This is a genomic window from Nocardia sp. NPDC049220, assembly GCF_040647855.1.
Lineage (GTDB): Bacteria > Actinomycetota > Actinomycetes > Mycobacteriales > Mycobacteriaceae > Nocardia.
In genome coordinates, this window is the sequence record NZ_JBEZDA010000004.1 from 218,687 (window position 1) to 236,897 (window position 18,211).

General features: G+C 64.1%; 19 protein-coding genes. 8 read left to right on the forward strand and 11 right to left on the reverse strand.

The window, feature by feature from the left end; all coding sequences use genetic code 11:
• The first annotated feature begins 1 nt into the window (after nt 1).
• Genes AB0C34_RS14855 through AB0C34_RS14865 form a run of 3 tightly spaced genes read left to right on the forward strand, consistent with a single transcriptional unit; the run spans nt 2 to nt 3,489 of the window.
• Nucleotides 2-1,102 (forward strand): phenazine antibiotic biosynthesis protein, encoded by a 1,101-nt coding sequence (locus AB0C34_RS14855; protein ID WP_357071887.1) that lies wholly within the window; start codon nt 2-4, stop codon nt 1,100-1,102.
• Nucleotides 1,102-2,472, forward strand: a complete 1,371-nt coding sequence (locus AB0C34_RS14860) for an aldehyde dehydrogenase family protein (protein ID WP_357071890.1) — start codon at nt 1,102-1,104, stop codon at nt 2,470-2,472. Before AB0C34_RS14855 ends, AB0C34_RS14860 begins: the two co-directional genes overlap by 1 nt.
• A 60-nt stretch (nt 2,473-2,532) precedes the next feature.
• Entirely contained in the window at nt 2,533-3,489 is a 957-nt protein-coding gene (locus AB0C34_RS14865) for an aldo/keto reductase (protein ID WP_357072243.1), read from the forward strand.
• Between the two features lie 39 nt (nt 3,490-3,528).
• Here the strand turns inward: AB0C34_RS14865 and AB0C34_RS14870 are convergent, their stop codons facing one another.
• The 4 genes from AB0C34_RS14870 to AB0C34_RS14885 form a co-directional block, all read right to left on the reverse strand.
• Entirely contained in the window at nt 3,529-4,644 is a 1,116-nt protein-coding gene (locus tag AB0C34_RS14870; protein WP_357071892.1) for a cytochrome P450, read from the reverse strand.
• Nucleotides 4,645-4,738: 94 nt separating this feature from the next.
• On the reverse strand, nt 4,739-5,836 hold the full coding sequence (locus AB0C34_RS14875) for an SDR family oxidoreductase (protein WP_357071894.1): 1,098 nt from the start codon (nt 5,834-5,836) through the stop codon (nt 4,739-4,741).
• Between the two features lie 703 nt (nt 5,837-6,539).
• Nucleotides 6,540-7,859 carry a wax ester/triacylglycerol synthase domain-containing protein gene (locus tag AB0C34_RS14880; protein ID WP_357071897.1) on the reverse strand — a complete coding sequence of 440 codons (1,320 nt, stop codon included), beginning with the start codon at nt 7,857-7,859 and terminating at the stop codon, nt 6,540-6,542.
• A 91-nt stretch (nt 7,860-7,950) separates the two neighbouring features.
• Nucleotides 7,951-8,424, reverse strand: a complete 474-nt coding sequence (locus AB0C34_RS14885; protein ID WP_357071900.1) for an Rrf2 family transcriptional regulator — start codon at nt 8,422-8,424, stop codon at nt 7,951-7,953.
• Nucleotides 8,425-8,502: 78 nt separating this feature from the next.
• On the opposite strand from AB0C34_RS14885, the gene AB0C34_RS14890 reads away from it, so the two are divergent.
• The gene (locus tag AB0C34_RS14890) at nt 8,503-8,967 is read left to right on the forward strand and encodes a carboxymuconolactone decarboxylase family protein (protein ID WP_357071903.1); all 465 of its coding nucleotides are present in this window, start codon (nt 8,503-8,505) and stop codon (nt 8,965-8,967) included.
• A gap of 55 nt (nt 8,968-9,022) precedes the next feature.
• Complete coding sequence (locus tag AB0C34_RS14895; RefSeq protein ID WP_357071906.1) at nt 9,023-9,250, forward strand: hypothetical protein; 228 nt, start codon at nt 9,023-9,025, stop codon at nt 9,248-9,250.
• 619 nt (nt 9,251-9,869) lie between these two features.
• Here AB0C34_RS14895 and AB0C34_RS14900 read toward each other — a convergent pair.
• The 4 genes from AB0C34_RS14900 to AB0C34_RS14915 all read right to left on the reverse strand — a co-directional run bounded on the left by AB0C34_RS14900 (nt 9,870) and on the right by AB0C34_RS14915 (nt 11,682).
• Nucleotides 9,870-10,745, reverse strand: coding sequence for a hypothetical protein (locus AB0C34_RS14900; RefSeq protein WP_357071908.1), 876 nt, complete (start codon nt 10,743-10,745; stop codon nt 9,870-9,872).
• Nucleotides 10,746-10,767: 22 nt separating this feature from the next.
• A complete protein-coding gene (locus tag AB0C34_RS14905) occupies nt 10,768-10,938 on the reverse strand; it encodes a hypothetical protein (protein WP_357071911.1) in 171 nt (56 codons plus the stop codon).
• A gap of 372 nt (nt 10,939-11,310) precedes the next feature.
• Nucleotides 11,311-11,472, reverse strand: a complete 162-nt coding sequence (locus AB0C34_RS14910) for a hypothetical protein (protein WP_357071914.1) — start codon at nt 11,470-11,472, stop codon at nt 11,311-11,313.
• Between the two features lie 18 nt (nt 11,473-11,490).
• Nucleotides 11,491-11,682 (reverse strand): hypothetical protein, encoded by a 192-nt coding sequence (locus AB0C34_RS14915; protein ID WP_357071917.1) that lies wholly within the window; start codon nt 11,680-11,682, stop codon nt 11,491-11,493.
• Between the two features lie 219 nt (nt 11,683-11,901).
• On the opposite strand from AB0C34_RS14915, the gene AB0C34_RS14920 reads away from it, so the two are divergent.
• Nucleotides 11,902-13,713, forward strand: a complete 1,812-nt coding sequence (locus AB0C34_RS14920; RefSeq protein WP_357071920.1) for an ATP-binding cassette domain-containing protein — start codon at nt 11,902-11,904, stop codon at nt 13,711-13,713.
• 376 nt (nt 13,714-14,089) lie between these two features.
• Here AB0C34_RS14920 and AB0C34_RS14925 read toward each other — a convergent pair whose 3' ends face one another.
• From AB0C34_RS14925 to AB0C34_RS14935, 3 genes are all read right to left on the reverse strand, one after another.
• On the reverse strand, nt 14,090-15,682 hold the full coding sequence (locus tag AB0C34_RS14925) for an HD domain-containing phosphohydrolase (protein ID WP_357071923.1): 1,593 nt from the start codon (nt 15,680-15,682) through the stop codon (nt 14,090-14,092).
• Complete coding sequence (locus AB0C34_RS14930; protein ID WP_357071926.1) at nt 15,640-15,942, reverse strand: IPT/TIG domain-containing protein; 303 nt, start codon at nt 15,940-15,942, stop codon at nt 15,640-15,642. Before AB0C34_RS14930 ends, AB0C34_RS14925 begins: the two co-directional genes overlap by 43 nt.
• Nucleotides 15,943-16,180: 238 nt before the next feature.
• Nucleotides 16,181-17,110 (reverse strand): IPT/TIG domain-containing protein, encoded by a 930-nt coding sequence (locus AB0C34_RS14935; protein WP_357071929.1) that lies wholly within the window; start codon nt 17,108-17,110, stop codon nt 16,181-16,183.
• Between the two features lie 534 nt (nt 17,111-17,644).
• Between AB0C34_RS14935 and AB0C34_RS14940 the strand changes: the two genes are divergently transcribed.
• On the forward strand, nt 17,645-17,863 hold the full coding sequence (locus tag AB0C34_RS14940; RefSeq protein WP_357071932.1) for a hypothetical protein: 219 nt from the start codon (nt 17,645-17,647) through the stop codon (nt 17,861-17,863).
• A gap of 92 nt (nt 17,864-17,955) precedes the next feature.
• Nucleotides 17,956-18,207 carry a hypothetical protein gene (locus AB0C34_RS14945; RefSeq protein ID WP_357071935.1) on the forward strand — a complete coding sequence of 84 codons (252 nt, stop codon included), beginning with the start codon at nt 17,956-17,958 and terminating at the stop codon, nt 18,205-18,207.
• Nucleotides 18,208-18,211: the final 4 nt, after the last annotated feature.

Below are 18,211 nucleotides of genomic sequence, written 5' to 3' on the forward strand. Positions count from 1 at the left end.
CATGAGAGGCTTCCCGGACTCGGTTCTCGAGCCCACCATCGGCGAAACGCCCGACACCGAGGATTTCCTGGCCGCGGCCATGCGCTGGCATTTCTCCCCGGACACCGGCTCGAACTTCTGGCTCGCCCGCGCCGCGACGCTCGATTTCGATCCGGTCCACGATGTCCGGGCCTTCGCCGACCTCCGGCGGTTTCCCAACGTTGTCGACGAACTACGCACGGCGCCGGTCCAGGACCTGATTCCGCGGGGGTACGGCCGCGACGCCCCGGTGTTCGGGGTCTACGAAAGTGGCGGTACGACGGGCAGCCCCAAACGCCTGGTCTTCCTGGCCGACTGGATGGACCGCGTCATCGACTGGGCGATGCGGGACATGGACGCCCGCAATCACCCGTACGGCGTCAACTGGCTGACCCTGGTCCCGAGCGGGCCGCAATTGTTCGGCGACTGGACCGCCGAACTGGTCCGGCGCCGGGGAGGTGTCCGCTTCTGTATCAATATGGATCCTCGCTGGGTGAAGAAGATGATCGGTGCGGGTGAGTCCGCCGTCACCGACCGCTACGTCGACCATCTCATAGCGCAGAGCGCGCACGTCCTGCGCAGCCAGGACATCGGAGTGCTGGTGTGCACTCCTCCCTTGCTGGAGCGGCTGTGCCGGGACGACGAGTTGGTCGAACTGATCAACGCCAAGGTCGAGCTGATCGTGTGGGGGGGAGCGCGAATGGATCCGGATACCCGCTGGTTCCTGCGCACCGACGTGTTCCCGGGCATCGAACTGTATGGCTACTACGGCAACGTCACGATGCTGGGCACGACGATCGAGCGCCCCGGTCTGTCCGACGATAGTCGGTGCGTCTACGACACCTTCTCTCCGCACATCACCCTCGAGGTCGTCGATCCGGAGACCCGGCTACCCGTCGCCTACGGCGAGCGTGGCCAGGTGATCGTGAACCACGTCAGCCGAGCGATGTTGCTGCCCAACAACTCCGAGCGCGATCTCGCCATTCGGGTCGAGCCGCCGCCGGGGCGCCTCGGCGACTCGGTCGCTGACATCACATCGATGACTGCGTTCGCCGGGACAACGATCATCGAAGGCGTCTATTGATGCCGGACCCCGTGCAGCTCGACGTGCTCGGCCCGCGCGGTGCGTTCCGTGCCGTAACCCGCCAACGCGTCGACGACGTCACCGGAAGTTCGGTTGCCGAACTGAGCCTGGCGCCGCAGGTGTTCGTGAGTCGCGCATTGTCCGCGCTGCGCCAAGCGTCGGCGCCGCCGGCGCACGAGCGCATCGCCATGCTGGCGCGGGCAGGTCACCTGTTCGCGACGAGCACGCTGTGCGGGCTGTCGCCTGCCGACTATCAGTGGCTGACCTGCCGGGTCAGTGGTGTGCCGATCGCGGCGGTGCGCCGCGCGACGCACTGGATACAGACCTGCGCGGAACAAGTCGAACGCGCGGTGACAGATGCCTGTCCGCGTGCGGCGGCGGACAACGGCGCTCGCACCGGTTCCGAACTCGGAGTTCGCCGCGTCAGCTGGGTTCGGCGCGGTGACGTGCTCGCCGTCAGCGCGGCGGGTAATCACCCCGCCGTGCAATCGCAGTGGCTGGAGGCGGCGGCGCTCGGATATCGCGTCGCGGTGCGGCCCTCCTGGCAGGAACCGTTCACCCCGCACCGTCTCGTTGCCGCGCTGCGCGCGGCCGGCTTCGGGGCGGATCAGGTGAGCTTGTTGCCGACGGACTCCGAGGGCGTAGATCCACTGATCCACGGCGCGGACTTGGCGGTGGTGTACGGAGCGGATCTGGCCGGCCGGTACGCGACCGACCCTACCGTTGCCACGCACGGCGCCGGGAGATCGAAGATCTTGCTCGCCGGTGACGACTGGCGTGATCATCTGGACATGGTGGTGCACTCGGTGGCCAACGACGGTGGCACCACCTGTGTGAATGCGACAACCGTGTTGGTCGACGGTGATCCGGGGCCGCTCGCCGAAGCCCTGGCCGCGCGGCTGGCCGAGTTGCCGAGCTTGCCGCCGCAGGACGACCGGGCAGTACTTCCCGTGCGTTCGCTGGCGAGCGCACGGGTGATCGAGCAGTACCTGCGGCGTCACGTTCAGGATGCTCGGAACTGGCTGGGCAGCGACGGAGTCGTGGACGAACTGGGCGACGGCAGCGCTGTGCTGCGGCCGGCGGTGCTGCAAGCGGACCGGGCAGGGGCCGCGGAAATCGGTGTCGAACTGCCCTTCCCCTGCGTGTGGGTCGCCCCGTGGTCTCCGACCCACGGGCCGGGACCGCTGCGGAACACGCTCGTGCTGACGGCGGTGACCGATGACGAGGAACTGATCGAGCAGTTGGTCGCCGAACCGTCGATCGGCAACGTCCATATCGGCAGCCACCCGACATGCGCTATGGAGGCGGGCATTCCACCGGATGGATACCTGGCGGATTTCCTGATGCGCGGCAAAGTGGTATGGCGATGACAACATGACCGAACGCAGAGGAGGTCTTCGGTGCAAATACGCAGAGTCGGCGGTCTGACTGTGGGAGCGCAGGGTCTCGGGTGTGCCGGAATGAGCGAATTCTACGGGCCGACAGACGATGTCGAGTCTGCCGCCGCCATCCATCGGGCTCTGGACCTTGGGGTCACACTCTTCGACACAGCCGATATCTACGGCCGGGGCGGGAACGAGAAACTGATCGGGCACGCGCTCGCCAAACGTCGCGACGAGGCGGTGATCGCCACCAAGTTCGGCCTGGTCCGTGCCGCGGATGGATACACCAGAGCTGTCCGCGGCGATGCCCGATATGTACGGCGCGCGTGCGAGGAGTCACTGCGACGTCTCGGCGTGGACCATATCGATCTCTACTACCAGCACCGCGTCGATCCGGAGGTTCCGATCGAGGAGACCGTCGCGGCGATGGCCGAGCTGGTCGCCGCGGGCAAGGTCCGGGAGCTGGGGCTCTCCGAAGCCGGTGCCGCGTCGATCCGACGAGCGCACGCAGTACATCCGCTCGCGGCTGTCCAATGCGAATGGTCGCTGTGGACCCGTGACCTGGAAGCGGACGGCGTTTTGAGAACGTGCCGGGAACTCGGCGTGACTCTGGTGGCGGCCTCTCCGCTCGGGCGGGGTTTTTTTACCGGACGTTTCACTGCGGCAGCAGATTTCGAGCCACTGGACTTCCGCAGGGTCACCCAACCGAGGTTCGCCGACGGGAACCTGGAACGCAACCTGCCCATCGTTGCCCGGCTCCAGGCGCTCGCGCACCACCGCGGTGTGACTGCAGCACAGCTGGCGCTGGCCTGGGTACATCACCGTGGTGTGGATGTCGTCGCGATTCCCGGTACGAAGCGTCGAAAGTATCTGGAGGAGAATGTGTTCGCGGCCGACCTCACCCTGTCCGAATCCGAACTGGGTGACCTCTCGGCCGCGGTTGCGGCGACTGCCGTCGCTGGCGAACGCTGTGATCCCGCGATGGCCCGGCAATTGGGCCTGTGACGGTCGCCGACCGGCGGCCCACGGCCGGGCCGCCGCGGATCAGACGAAGGTCACCGGCAGTGATTCGAGCGAGCGAACAGACAGGTTCATCCGCCATCGAATCGGCTCACCGACGAGCCGGACGGTGGGCGCGATGCGACACAACTCGTCGAGCACGATCTCTGCTTCGGCCTGCGCCAGCGTCGAACCGGGGCAGGTGTGCACCGAATAACCGAACGCGAGGTGTCGGTCGCTACCGCGCCCGATGTCGAACCGATCCGGGTCCGGGAAGACCGCGGGGTCGCGATTGGCCGCGCCCGCGTGGAAGTACACGAGGCTACCCTGTTCGATCTGTGTGCCGCGCAGGGTGATCGCGGCAGTCGTCAGGCGAGAGATGCGTTGTACGGGGCTTTCGTAGCGAAGCGCTTCCTTTACGGCGCCACGGATCAGCCCGCGATCCTGGAGCACCGCGGCGTGTTGTTCCGGGTGCCGGAGCAGCAGCAGGATCCCGTTGCCGATCAGATTGCTCGTGGTCTCGAATCCGGCGAAAACCATCATCAGGCAGATCGCGACGATATCGTCATCGCTCAGGGCCGGATCGCCCGCGAGGGAACTCAGCAGATCTTGCCGCGGTTTTTCGCGCCGGGCGCGCGCTATCGGACGTAGCAGGTCGCTTGTCTGTAAGACGGCTTCCATCGCGGTCTCTGCGCGGGGCAGATAGGTCTGTGGATCCGCACCGAAGAAGTCGACGATGTCGACAGCGCAGCGCTTCAACAAGCCCACCGCGTCATCGGGGACGCCGAGGATCCGCGATGTCACGGACAATGGCAGCGGCAAGGCCAGTTCCGCGATGATGTCCATGCCGCCGCGTTCGACTCCCTCACACAGCATCGACCGGACGGTATCACGGATCAGTTGTCGGAAGCCCGCCACGGTCGCCGGTGTCATCGCTCGCGTAATCGGCGTCCGCAATCGAGCATGCTCGCCGTGATCGAGCATCAATGGCCATCGATGCAACATCTCATACAGCGGATCGAACCGATCCCGTTCGGCTTTGGGAAACTGGGCCAGGCGCGGGCTGATTCGGTCGGCGGAGATCGCCGGGGCCGCCAGCCCGCAACGGAGGTCGGCATAGCTGGTGACGATCCAGGCTTGCAGCTGTTCGCTGAAGGTCACCGGCCGATCGTTCCGCAGCCGGCCCAGCACAGGATAGGGATCGTTCCTCGCTTCAGCGGTGAGCAAGTCGTATGCGCCGTTTGCCATGTTCAGCTCAAATCTCTGAGGCCGGGGCCCGCGGGACTACCAGAGCGTTATCGATACCCGCTGACAGGTAGTCGAGGTCGATGCGGACCGGTGACGTGGGCGGGCCGAGTAGTGACATTGTCCGGGTGTCGTCGTACCTACGGTGATGATTCAGCATTGCCGCCGTGGGCGACCTGTCGAGGAATGCTTCCAGTGCCGTCCGGTCGGCAGGCATTGCGGGTTCGATCGTCATCCGCAACGGAGCCAGGGTCTCCATGAGGTCCATCAACACTCGCACCGAAACGTCGTGTCCGTGCACGACGTGGTACGTCGCGACCCGCCGGGGGTGCTTTGCTTCGGTCAGCCGAGCCAAGGTCTGCGCGGCAAGTTCCACCGGGAGGAAGTTCAGGTGCCCTTGGGGATGCGCGACCACGCGCACCACAGTCCGCGATGTCCCGCACAGGCGGGTAGCAGCATCCCGGATGATCTGTCCGAGGGACAACAACGTATGCGACGGCAGATCCGCATGCGGCGGGCGGTCGGTCACCAAGACACTGGGACGCGCAACGACCACAGCCCGGTCGTGCCGCCGAGACCAGTCTCGTACCAGTGTTTCCGCCTCGAATTTGGACTTCTCGTAGGCGTTCTCGAACCCTGCCGAACCGTCCAGTTCCGACTCGTACACCACCCCCTCTCGACGGGCTCCCGCCACGAAAGCGGTACTGACATGACCCAGCAGCGGCCTGCGTTGCCCGGCCGATACCAGTTCGAGTATGTGGCGGGTTCCGTCTACGTTGATCGGCCGCAGTGACTCCAGGTCGTCGTGTAGTTCGGTGCTGGCGGCACTGTGCCAGACGAAGTCGACTTCGTCGGCCAGCCGCTGAAAGGCCTTGTGGGACAGCCCGAGCATCGGTAACGACACGTCGGATTCGACAATGCGGATTCGCCGGGGCAGCGCATCCAGTAACTGAGGCGGCTCGCCCGCGAGTTCGAGAAACCTCGCGATACGATCCAGCGCCCCCGGATCGCGGACCAGAGCGACGAGATCGTGATTGCGAACAAGTAACTCACGAACGAGGTGAAGACCGAGAAAACCGGTCGAACCAGTAACTGCAACAGAAGACATATGGACCTTTGCTGACCGCCGGGCGAGACTCAGACTACCGGTTCTCCATTGCGATCTCGGCCGGATCGGTGCGAAAACTATTGCCCGATAACGGGTTGAGGCGATTGACCCGCGCGAGGCGGGACCGCCGTCTCGGTCGTGCCGGATCGCCGATCGCCGCCGTCTCAGTGCGTGTTCGGATTCGCTACGAACATTCGCCCGGCGGATCATGCTGGCACCGTCGCGGTCTCAGTTCCAGGGATGCTCGGCGATCGGTGCGGCTGTCGACTTCTCCTGCGTTGCCGCCCAATTCGGCTCCGCCTTCGCGACACGCGTCGAGCTGGGCGCGTCGGTCGCCGCCGCTGTATCGGCACGGTAGGCCGCAATCGCCACCGGCCACGATTCCCGGGCCCGGTCCGACGGCGTCGCGGCTCCGCGGAGCCTTGACTAAGCCCGCCGAGGTGGTGTCGACGAGGACACCGTGTACACCGCGGTGTAGTTGCGCGTACGGGTCAGGGAGTTCGATCGCGGTGCGCTCGGATCGGTCGGGCAGGCAAGCCCTGTGACATGGTTGACCAGGTGATCGACGAAGGACAGAGACCGGTGACAGGCCAAGGACTTTCAGTAGCACCGGGCCGGTGGGCAGAGGTGTCGGCGTGATGCGCACCCCGCTCGGGAGGTTCGCCCGCGCGCGGGAGACGGATGGTCGCCGGGCATCGCGCAGTCAACTTCCGAGCGTGCTCGCGCTCCAGGTTCGGATTGTTTCCCGCCACGTGTGGTGTATCCCGTCGAGGCCGGGAAAGCCGCTGTCCGCTCTGAAACACACCGTGGCATAGCCCTCGTAGGTGAACAAGAGGACCGCGAGCGGAGTCCCTGCAGGTGCGCACATCACTGGGTATACGGCGGTGAAGGGACTGCCCCTGAACGCCAGGCGGTGCCGAAGAGTACTTTGCGATACGCCTACCGGGCCACGTCGACGACCTGCGATCGTGTTCACCGTGGCACGCGCAAGCCACATCGGCACGTAGTCGACGCCAGCACGTAGCGCTGCTCGGACATACGAAGATTTCAAAGGCGTGGTCGCGCGGATCGTGCCGGCGATCCGTCGCGCTGGATCGAGAGACGTTGCGGGCAGCCTGATGTGGGCAAGTGCGGTTCGATTGCCCGGCAGATCCACCTCCTCCGGCCGGCGGACATTGGCCGGCACTGCGAAAGCCAGGTCGGGTGGGTTGGGACTATCACTCATCGTATCCAGCCAATGCGCCAGGCTGTGGGCTATGGCCGCGATGTAAACATCGTTACGGGTTCCGCCGAAAGTCGCGGCGATCGATCCGAGCGCGTCGGTGGGTACACGGCTCCAGTGGAGCGTACGGTGGGGCGTTGTTCGGCAGTGCTGCACATTCCACTTTTTCGCCTGCCGAACGTTGCGGACGGACATCATGAAACAACGCCCATAGTCCGCCGCTGTGGGGAGACGCCGGGTGACGCCGTGATATACGGCTGAGGATGCCTCCGCAGGAATTTCCGGGCCGAACAGCGACTCCACTGTGCGCAAGATTCCTCCGGCGTCCTGCAGGTAGTGATGGGCCAGATACAGCAGGGCATACTGCCGTGGGGCATAGCCATGCAGCAGCCACAGTCGCCAAGGCGGGGCGTCGTCGGGCAATTCGGTTCTGGTGAGTTCGGCGACGACACTTTCCAAGTTTTCCTGCTCACCGGACACCACACGCTCTGCCACGTGAACCGCGAGATCCGGGTTGCGGGAGACTGCCCACCGGGTGGCTTCAGGGGGTAGATACGAAGTCAGGGCAGGGATTACGGGTAACCGGGCGGCAATGTGGTCCCGAAGCACGCTCAGGTCTGGAGGTCGACCATCCGCGTGGAGGACCGCACCGACAAGCATTTGTGTATCGGGGGAGTGGGGCGAAAGCGCCCGGAACGCCCGGTCCACTGCTGCGGCGGATGCACCCCGGACAGTGCGAATAGCGACCATCGTTATCCCGCCACCCCCGTTCATCAGCCCGCGCCGCCTTCGTAAAAGCATACGACCGGATCACCTTGTGTGTGCCCGTACCGTGTCTGCCAAATCTCACGTCGGCGGAACGTGCCTGTGTGGTATCCGATAAATGTCTGGGCTACTCCTGTCCCGTCAGTCGCAGCCGGGTACGAGCCGGGATCGAATCGGGTAGAGCGGCGATAATGTCGGCGAGGGTGGTCGCGGCCAGGCTGCGCCGCCAGGCTTCATGCGCTTCGGCCATCTTCACCGCGAGAACGCAAGGGGCCCGGCACAACTCGGCGGGCACCGCACCACGGCCCTGTTGACGGATCTCACGGCACTCGTAAGGAGATGACGCGCCGTCCACCGCTTCGACGATCTCCAGCAGAGTGATCTCGGCGGCGGGCCGGGCCAGCCGGAATCCGCCGCGTGGACCCGTCGTCGCGGCCAGCACACCGGCCCGCACCAGCGCCTGCAGTTGCTTGGCGAGGTAGGCCGCCGGTAAGTCGAAATACTGTGCGAACTGCGCCGCCGACGCGGTGCCTCCTGGTTCCAGCTGTGCCAGCGAGCTCGCACAGTGCAGCAGCCATTCGGTGCTTACGGGCAGCTTCATGACCACATCGTATCTCAGATATTGCGGATTCATTTAGTCCGAGATAGGTTAGATGAGCATCCAACGAGAGGAGAAGTCATGCCGGAGCGTGTGAACATCGGCACGCAGGATCCCGTCAACTACCAGGCACTGCTGGCGTTGTCGGAGGCCGCTCAGCAGAGCGCGACAGCAGCGGGACTCGACCCACTCCTGGTCGAGTTGGTAAAGATCCGCACCTCCCAGATCAATGGATGCGCGTTCTGCCTACGCATGCATACCCGCGACGCCCTGCAGAAGGGTGAGAGCCCCGATCGGCTCGCGGTCCTGCCGGCCTGGGCCGAAACCGGCTATTTCACCAGGCCCGAGCGGGCTGCCCTGCAATTGGCCGAGGCGATCACCCTCGTCTCGAATGACCACGTCAGCGATGACCACTACGCGACCGCGGCAACCGAACTCACCCCACACCAGATCTCGGCGGTCGCCTGGTTGACCATCGTGATGAACGCCTTCAATCGAGTAGCCATCACCAGCCGATACACCGTCACCGCCCGCGCCGCAACGTGATTCCGCGCCCCCGCGGTCACCGCAGCGTGGTGCCTCTCCTAGCCGCTGAGCACGGTTGACAAGCGATCTCGTGACGCCGAAATTCGCCGAACCGACATCCAGCCTGTTCAGGCTGCCGTCGAGATTCACCGAAATGTCGTCGGAGATCACTGTTCCAGCCGAACAGGCGCTGGGCATAGCGGTACTCGCTGTCGCGCAACGCCTCACCACGGAGGCGATTCCATACCCGTCGGTCTACGACCGCAATCGCAACAAGCACCGCTCGGTAGTCGCCTGGCCGTAGAGCGCGGTCCGCTCGATCCGGACGAACCCGCTACACCGGTTACGAGGTGTGGCACGGGGCGGCCGAGCCGCCGGAACGGCCGGTCGACCCCGATATCCTCGTTCGCGTCTTACCGGAATCTGATTTGGACGCAGCGGATTTCGACGAGGATTGAACCGTAGCCAGCTGACGGCAGGCTTGTCGAGCGGGTCTCGACGTAACCGGTGTCCGCGATATTCGTACCCCTCCCCGAACCACCCTGTGGCGAACAAGGACCAAGTGCCCGAGACGTCACGATCTCGACCGGTCTGCACGACAGCACCCGCGCGTCGGCACCCGAACCACACACCACCTGACCGCGTCATGTGCAGACATTTCGGCGAGTGTTTCTACCGCCATTTTTGCGTCCATCGATCGATGATCATCTCTGCCTCGGATTCCGTGATCTCGACGTAGTCGAAATCGTCGTAACCCAGCCAGTTCAGGTAGAGAGCTTCCGTTCGATGCCATCGAAGGTCGCGATGCAGAGCCTCGTCGACAGGCAGCGGCTCAGTATGTATACGACGGAATAGACCGGCGGGATCCGAGCGTGGGTGCGATGGGGTTACACTGGCATAATAAGTTGTATTGATCATTGAATTCACCGCCGTCCATCGATCTGATCTATTTGCGGTTCAATTATGTTGCGCCAACCTTCCGGCCGGGAGACGCGTTTGAAGATTTCATTGGATTGCTCCTCCAGCACCGCAACAATCGACGGCTGGCCCCTCAATCGACGTCTCTGTTCATATATGTGATGCTCTTTGACCGCCGCCTTATAGCTCTCCGGTGTATGTATCTGAATCTCGAAGACCTGCCCCGTTCGATGGTCTACCCAAAATGACCTGACCCCTTTGTAACCTGAGCTATCCCACGTATTTTTCCATCGAAAAAGTTTGTAGTTTTTTGATTTCAATCCAGAAACAATATCGTTCACACCGCTCGTATATCGACCCGAGGGAATTCGTGCAGTATACCTTAATAGGTCAGGCGGCGAAGAGGCCGCTTCCTCCATTGTGCAATTCGGGTGATCGATGATATAGCGCTCAACCCTTTCAGCGTAAGGACCCAATTCCTTGATGCGTTTGTCCGTACCAACAGGTTTTCCGCCGCGCACATTCCGTATCACGTCTCGCACATCACGGGTGATAGGCGGCTCCGATGCTATCGCCTTCGCAAGCTTGGAATTGAGGAGTTCGACGTCGATTTGGGGGGGTGCATCGACAGGTGTCACAACATCCACTGGATCCTCGATACTATCCGCTGAATTGGGTTGCGGTTCGACACCAGAGGCCCGCCTGACTCTTTCCTCGAGGCTTCTGTCTTCGCCTGGGAATATACGAGCTGCGTCATACGATGGGGCGCTGCCGTTCCCTTGGATCAGGCCTGAGGCGGCGTCGCCGCCTCTTCCGACGTCCCTCATCAGGCGATCGCGAACTCCTTTCCACGCCTCGCTCGCTGCCTTACTGAATCTCACGGGGAATCCTGTGTGGAGCGCATCAGGCGATCGAGCCCCGCGTATCCGTGGATAGGGTTAGGTGCCCATTTGTGGCGGTGTCGTCCCCTGGGGGCATGGCGCCGCCGCGTTGGAGGGTGCGGTAGACGAGGCGCCGGGAGATGGCGAACAGCTCGGCGAGGCCAGCGATGGCGTACTCCCCAGTGCTCTGCATGGGCCACGGCTCGTTGCGGCACCTGGCCCAGAGATGCGCAGCCGCGAGAGTATGACGTCGAGCTCGCGCAGCCGATCGCGTTGGGCGGTGAGATCCTTGGGCGTCGGTAGAGCAACGAACATAGCCGATCAACGTGCCCGTCATGGTCTGAGTGTAGCCATGTCGGTGTCGAGCGAATACTGATCGAGATGTACCCGCCGAGGCGGGTTCGTCGCCTCGATAATGGCGGGTCAGCGTGTTCCTCCGGTCAGTTGTCGCGGCGCTGTCGTCGGCGTTGCTGTGCGCTACGCGCGGGCTCGACGCAATCGTCTGCCCCGCTGGCGTTTTCGTCCGCGCTTGTCGCCGTACGTGCCGCCGTACGTGCCGCACTGATCAGTTGCCGCGCCGGCTTCGCGTGATTTCGAGGAGTCCGGCGGCGTTGTCGTCGGTGTGCCCTTTGTCGCGGATCATTCTCGCGGACAACGGCTGTTGGGTGCGATGGCTCGCGATCTCCTCGCCGGCATACGGTTGTCGCACCGTGATCTGTCGGTGCATCTACTCAATGTCGTTGTGTCATTTGACTTCCCAGGTCGCGATCACTGCCCGGGACGCGAGGTAATGCTCGACTGCGGTGGTGATGACTTGCTCACGTTGGCGGGCTCGGGCGCGAGCGCGCCCGACGCCGTGCGCGCGAATGCTCGAGGCGGTCGAACACTTCCGATGCAGTAGGGTGCGCGACGAGTGCTTCGGACCGATCGCGGGCATCGCCGACTCCTTGGCAGCCCGTCTCCCGGACTCGCCCGGCAAATACGCACCGCCCGAGCACGAGTCTCCTCATCGAACTTCCCTGGGTGCGCCCACCAACTCGTCCACACCGCGCGACACAGTTGCCTCGCGCAACCCTGCCGACCTGGGTCCACCGCGGACCCCGCTGCCCGGTGAAGCGATCGATCCCTGGTGGGCGCGATTTGAGGCAAACGCCTCATGCGACCACGGAGGCCGCGGACCGATGATCAGGGCATGACTAACCGAGTTCAGGAATCACGGAGATCACCGGTCATGACCGAATTGGCATTCGAACCACCGACCGTCGAGCGATTCGGTCAGCGCACTTCAGATCACGCACCTGGGGTGCCGGGCGGAGGACGGATCGATGCAGTCGACGTCAGCCGGCGGGTCGGAGCGCGGAAGATTCTCCAGAAGCTGTCGTTGTCGGTCGAACCAGGCGAGTTGGTCGCCATTGCCGGTGGCAGTGGAGCGGGAAAGAGCACATTGCTGGAGGTCCTCGCGGGACTGCGACCACCCTCTGCCGGGGAAGTTCGGCATGACGGCGTCGTTGTCGGGGCCCGAGTCAGCGCCGGTTCCCGTATCGGTTACGTGCCCCAGGAGGACATCATCCATCTCGAGATGCCCCTGCGCCGCACGCTGCGCTACGCGGCGCGGCTTCGGCTGCCCGCAGGCACATCGGCGGCCGAGGCGGACCAGATGGTCGAAGAGACCATGAATGACCTCGACCTGGCTGATCGGGCCGAGACGCCGGTCCGTGCGCTCTCCGGCGGCCAGCGCAAGCGGACCAGTATCGCCGTGGAGCTACTGACCCGGCCACACCTCTTCTTCCTCGACGAACCCACCTCCGGGCTCGATCCGTCGACCGCAGCCCACGTGATGCGCCTGCTGCGCCGACTCAGCCAGCGCGGGGTGACAGTCGTCCTCACGACACATGAGCCGGCCGGCATCGACCGGTGTGACCGGGTGGTATTCCTGGCGTGCGACGGCCACCTGGCCTTTACCGGCAGCCCGACCGAGGCTCGGCGCTACTTCGGCGTGGAGGATCTCGCCGAGGTGTATGACCGGCTGGCTCGTGAGCACACCCCGCAGATCTGGGCGGAGCGATTCGCGGCCAGCCGCGCGAAGTCGAATGCCTGGCCTGGCTCGGCTCTACCGCCCATCCCTGCCACCCGTTCAGACATCAAGCGAACGGGCACGGTCCAGCAATGGTGGCTACTTACACGACGCAATGTTGATGTTCTCCTGCGCAACCGGTTGACCTTGGCGGTTCTGCTCGGCTCACCGGTCCTGGTCACGGCGATGATGGCGACATTGTTCAAACGCGGCGCGTTCGATCCGCATAGCGAAGCCGACCTCGGGCCGGCCCAGGTCGTGTTCTGGATCGCATTCGCGGGCTTCTTCTTCGGCCTTACCTACGGCCTGCTCCAGATCGTCGGGGAGATGGCCATCTTCCGGCGTGAGCGGCTGACGGGGCTCAGCGTGGGCGCCTACGTGGCCTCCAAGGTGACAGCCCTGCTTCCGGTGCTGGCTGGGGTGAGCGCGGTACTCCTCGGTGTGCTGCGGGTGCTTGGTCGACTCCCCGCTGTTGGCTGGGACGTGTCCGCCGCCCTGTTTGTGACGATGGTGATCGAGGCGACCTCGGCACTGGCCCTCGGATTGCTCGCCTCGGCCGTGGTCTCCAACGCGGCGCAGGCCGCCCTCGCCCTCCCGATGCTCTGCTTCCCTCAGGTTCTCTTCGGTGGCGCCATCGTTCCCGTTGACGAGATGGCTCTCCCGGGGCGCCTGATGAGTCTCGGCCTGTCCAACCGCCACGCATTCGAAGCACTGGGTCACGACCTGGATCTCGACCGGTACACCGCCGCGGTGCCGGCCATGTCCGCCTACCGCGACACCTTCCACGGAAGCACCAGCGCCAGTCTTATCGCGCTCGCCTCATTTACCGTTGGCCTCATGCTGGCCACAGTATGGGTCTTGAACCGGCGGTCCCAACCCGGCGCATCCCGGTGATGAAGACCCCGCGCAGTCGGTCACACCCGATGTCTGAGCAGATGTCGGCGGGCTCCGGGTGTGTGGCACCAACGATTTTCCGAGCGCACAGCCCGATGTCCACACCGGCCCGTCAAGACGAGTCCAGGTGGGCCGAAGCGGCGCCGGGTCGATGTCTGGGCCGCGAACCGGACGCGCGCTGTCGGCTCGGCCCACCGGTTATCGGTCCCAATTGTGCTGATCCACCGGGTATTCGGCGCGTTTCGCCCGCTGATCTGCTCGTCTGCCAGCCGTCCACCCCGGACGCGCATCGACTATGTGCTGAGCCATATCGCACCGGGCAGCATTATTGGTGGTTGCGGTTGCCGAGCTGAAGTATCCGGCGCGGCGAATGCTTTCACTTTCCCACGGCCGCGTTGACCCGGAAGCCCGCCAGACCCCGATCGATCGCTGCGAGACTGGCCTGCGTGCGGTTGTTGACGCCGAGTTTGGCGTAGACACGTTCGACGTGGTTGCGTGCCGTTTTCTCGGCGATGAACAGTTCGGCGGCGATTTCTCGGTTCGACCGGCCCTGCGCGACGAGCCGCAGGATCTCGACCTCGCGGCTGGTCAGCCCGGCGGGCCAAGGCGTCCGCCGCGATATCCGCGGACCGGCCACCGCGAGCACGGCCGCAGCCGACTCGGCGTCGAAGCGTCCGGCGCGCGCATCCTTTTGTAGCTGATCAGCAGCACCCCGACGATCGAGCGGCGGACGGTGGGGACGCGGCTCGAGCAGTCGCTGATAAGCCTCCGCTGCGGCAAGCAGCCGGTCCTGCGCGGTCAACTCCGCGCCGGCGATCCCCCGGGGAAAGCCGGACCCGTCGATCCGTTCCCGATGCTTCATCGCGACGGGCACGACCGCCTCCAAGCCGTTGACTCGGCTCAGTATCCGGCCGGTCAGATCCGGATACATCCGTACCCGCTCCCATTCAGCCGTAGTGAGCGGCCCCTTCTTCTCCCAGATCTGGTTGGACACTCCCATTTTGCCGAGACCGTGCACCAGGCCGGCACGGTAGAGACGCGTGATGTCCGACGGCGACATGCCCAGGTGTCGGGCCGCCCCGGCCACCAGATTCGCAACGCCACGCGAATGCCCCAGAGTGAACGGACATTTGAGATCGACGAAATCAGCCATGGCCTCGAGCAACTCGTCGCTCTCCTCGTCTGTCAGGGTTCGGTCACGATCCGGTGCTTGGGCCAACGCACTGGTCCAGACGTCGATTTCGAGCAACCCGTCCACGATCGCCGCCGCATCACGATCGAACACCGCTGCCACAGCTGGGCTGAACTGGCTGCCGCGCCGAGAACGCAGGACGTCCTTCGCGTGGTCGAGCCCACCGGTCCGCAGGTGCACCTCGACGACGTCCGCGACGTGAGCGATGTGGATCTCGACCGGGATATCCTCTCCGCGGGAACCGTTGGGCAACCCCCGGCCGTCCCAGCGTTCGAAGACGTAGGCCAGCGCCTTTCCGACCTGCCCATCCAAGCCCATCCGATCGGAGAGAAGCCCGGCGGAACTGCAATGCGACTGGATCAGTGTGGCGACCTGGCTGCGCGCCGTGACCAGAAACGCAGTGGCACGGATGCCGCGTTCCCAGCCTGGCAATCCGCGTCCGACATGACTCATCATCAGCCGCAGAAACGGCAGGCCGGTCATGTCCACCGTGTAGGTGTCGGCCCGGAAGGCGATATCGTCACCGAAGAGCGCCGAGAGTTCGTGAGAGTCGGCGTGACACCCGATCCACCCGACCAGATTGGCGTAGTACACGGTCGCTCGCTGTCGCAGGTCGAGCCCCATCCGCTCGGCGATCCGCGTCGCGATCAAGGACGACCGAAGCATGTGTTCCATCGGCTGACCCAAACCGAGGTCGATCGCAAGCGATATCGCGGCCAGCAGTTCGGCTCTGCTCAAACCCTTTCCCGAGCTGGACAGCGTCCCATGCGGGTGCATCTTCCCATTATCCACGCGAACAACGACCAACTCGGCGCGGAAGACATGAGACACCGGCCAGAGACGTTGCTGGTTCCACCCGCCGTGGTGACGGTGACCTGCGCTGTCCCGGCCGCGCCCGCGTGGGCGAGAGCGGTGATCTGGGTGTCGGAGTTGACGGTGAACGAGGTCGCCGGGGTGGCGCCGAAGGTGACCGCTGTGGCTCCGGTCAGGCCTGTTCCACTGATCACGACCTTTGTCCCACCGGCCACCGGCCCCACGTTCGGGACGATCGTGGTGAGGGCGGGTAGTGCGACGTAGGTGTAGGTGATGCCGTTGCTGGTTCCACCCGCGGTGGTGACGGTGACCAGTACCGTTACGGTCCCGGCGGGGGCGACGGTGGTATCTGGGTGGGGGAGTCGACGGTGAACGATGCCGCTGGTGCAGCATCGGACAGATCGACACCCACGTCGAGACCTCCGCTACCTTTGCCACGCTGGCGCGCGCCGTCCGGAGCAATCACGGAAGCGGCGTGAATCCGATTCCGATTGTGCTCGGTCCTTGCGCTGCGATGTCGTCGAGAATGCCATGGATACCGGAGAACTGAAACGGTGCCCACGGACTGAGAGGATTGATTGCGGAGGTGATTCCAACCAAACCACTCGCCGTGGTCACCGGGCCACCGCTATCGCCCGGAACAACTGCGGCCCAGGAACGAATGACGTTGTTTTTATACTCGATCACGAGACCACATGTCGTTCCGGACACCTGGCCGTACTTGCACATGATGTCCGAGAGCGGAACCGGATCCGCACCGATCTGGCTGATCACGGTCCCGTTCGGCGTCGTGTTCATCGGATTGATCTTCGTTTCGTTCAGCATGATGACTGCGTAATCCTTCGACGAATCAACCGGAAACTGTGTCGACGGAAACCCGGGCCAATTCGTGGTCCACGTGGCGTAGTAACCGATCGGACCGAGTCCGGGATTTCCCGTAAGGAATACCTCCTGAGTTCCGGTGTTTCGAGTCATCATGTGCCCGGCCGTGAGGGCTACCAGGTTGCCGAGTTTGTCATATCCGACAGCCGCGACAGTGCCCCAGCTTCCACAGGGCGGTCCGCCGTCAGAGATGATCGACGTCCCCGGACCGAAGTTCATCCTGGACAGCGGAGACCTGCCCGCATAAGTGAACGAGACTCCGTTACTCACCCCGCTCGGCGTGGTGACTGTGACCAGCACGACTCCCGATACAGCAGGAGAAATAGCTGTGATCTGCGTTGCCGAGTCGACCGTGAATGAGATAGCTGGAGTGGTGCCGAATCTTACCGCCGCAGCTCCAGTCAGATTCGTCCCGGTCAAGGTGACCGCGGTTCCGCCGATGATTGGTCCCGAACCTGGGCTCGCCGAGACTAGGGTTGGCGCCGTAGGCGGGGAGGTGATGGGCAACATAGTGCTGCCTCCTTGCCCACGGTAGGAATGGGTTCCGTTACATCAGGGTGGCCAACTCGCTTGGTCCTGGCTCCATTTCAGTAACGCACCTATACCGGTACCACGGCAATGGGTCTCTCGATCCGTTTTCGTCCGTTTTCTGATGACTAGACCTGGACGTATCGGTCAAATCTGCTCGGGCCGGAGAGTTCGTGAGGGATCGGATTCAGCTCTTAACCGGCTCAGTACAATTACGTGCAAGAGATATTGTGAATACCTGTGTTGCGTCCTGAGTGCGAAAGAGAAGTCGGCGTAGGAGACCCAACTGGAGCGGCGCTGGGTAGAAAATGAAGATCTAGCCCTTCGGAGCCGCCCTGTAGAGTGAGGATTCAACCGCCTATGCTGCGTTGCTGAAGGCCGTCGTGGTGAACCATGAGGAAAGGCGCCGCAAGAGGTGCCGGGTCATGGTGAGTGCTGTGAGCCGTGCTGGGCTCGTGTTGGTGGCTGCGGTGGGCGGTCTCCGGGCCGACGACACGCAGGAGCTCGAGAGCCTCGATGCTGGCGGATCCGGGCGGCGGCGTGAAGAGGCGAAGGCGTTTTCAGAAGCGCCAGGAAATCCATTTCGCGGCTGATGCCTTCCTCTGGCGCGGATGGGAGTGCTACCTGGAGGATCTGTTCGAAGCCGGTCCCACGGTACTCACCGATGGAGCGCTCGATCCGGCCGAGATCAACCCGGTCGCCGCGCGCCACGACATCCACTACCAGACCGCCTAGCGCCCCGCCCGACATGCATCCTTCTCGATGAGTACCGTTGCGGCGGTGGCGCGTTCGTGGGCGTGCGAAGGTCTGCCCCGCAAGGTGTCGCGATGGACACGCCACTGGAAAGGGCTCCGGGACCGGTGAAACCAGTGAACACCGTCCGCTGCTCGTGCACCGACCGCCGCTACCGCCGTTCGCTGTCACGTCAGTTGGACAATGCGATCTGCTCGGCGCCGACGGTCGTCCCGCCGTACGAGGGCGGCAGCAACCCCCATGCACAACCACCGGTCAGCACGAACACCGCGCCTGCATACCGCACGCTCGTCGGCCGGGGCGACGCTACCGCCCTGCGCGCGTAATGGG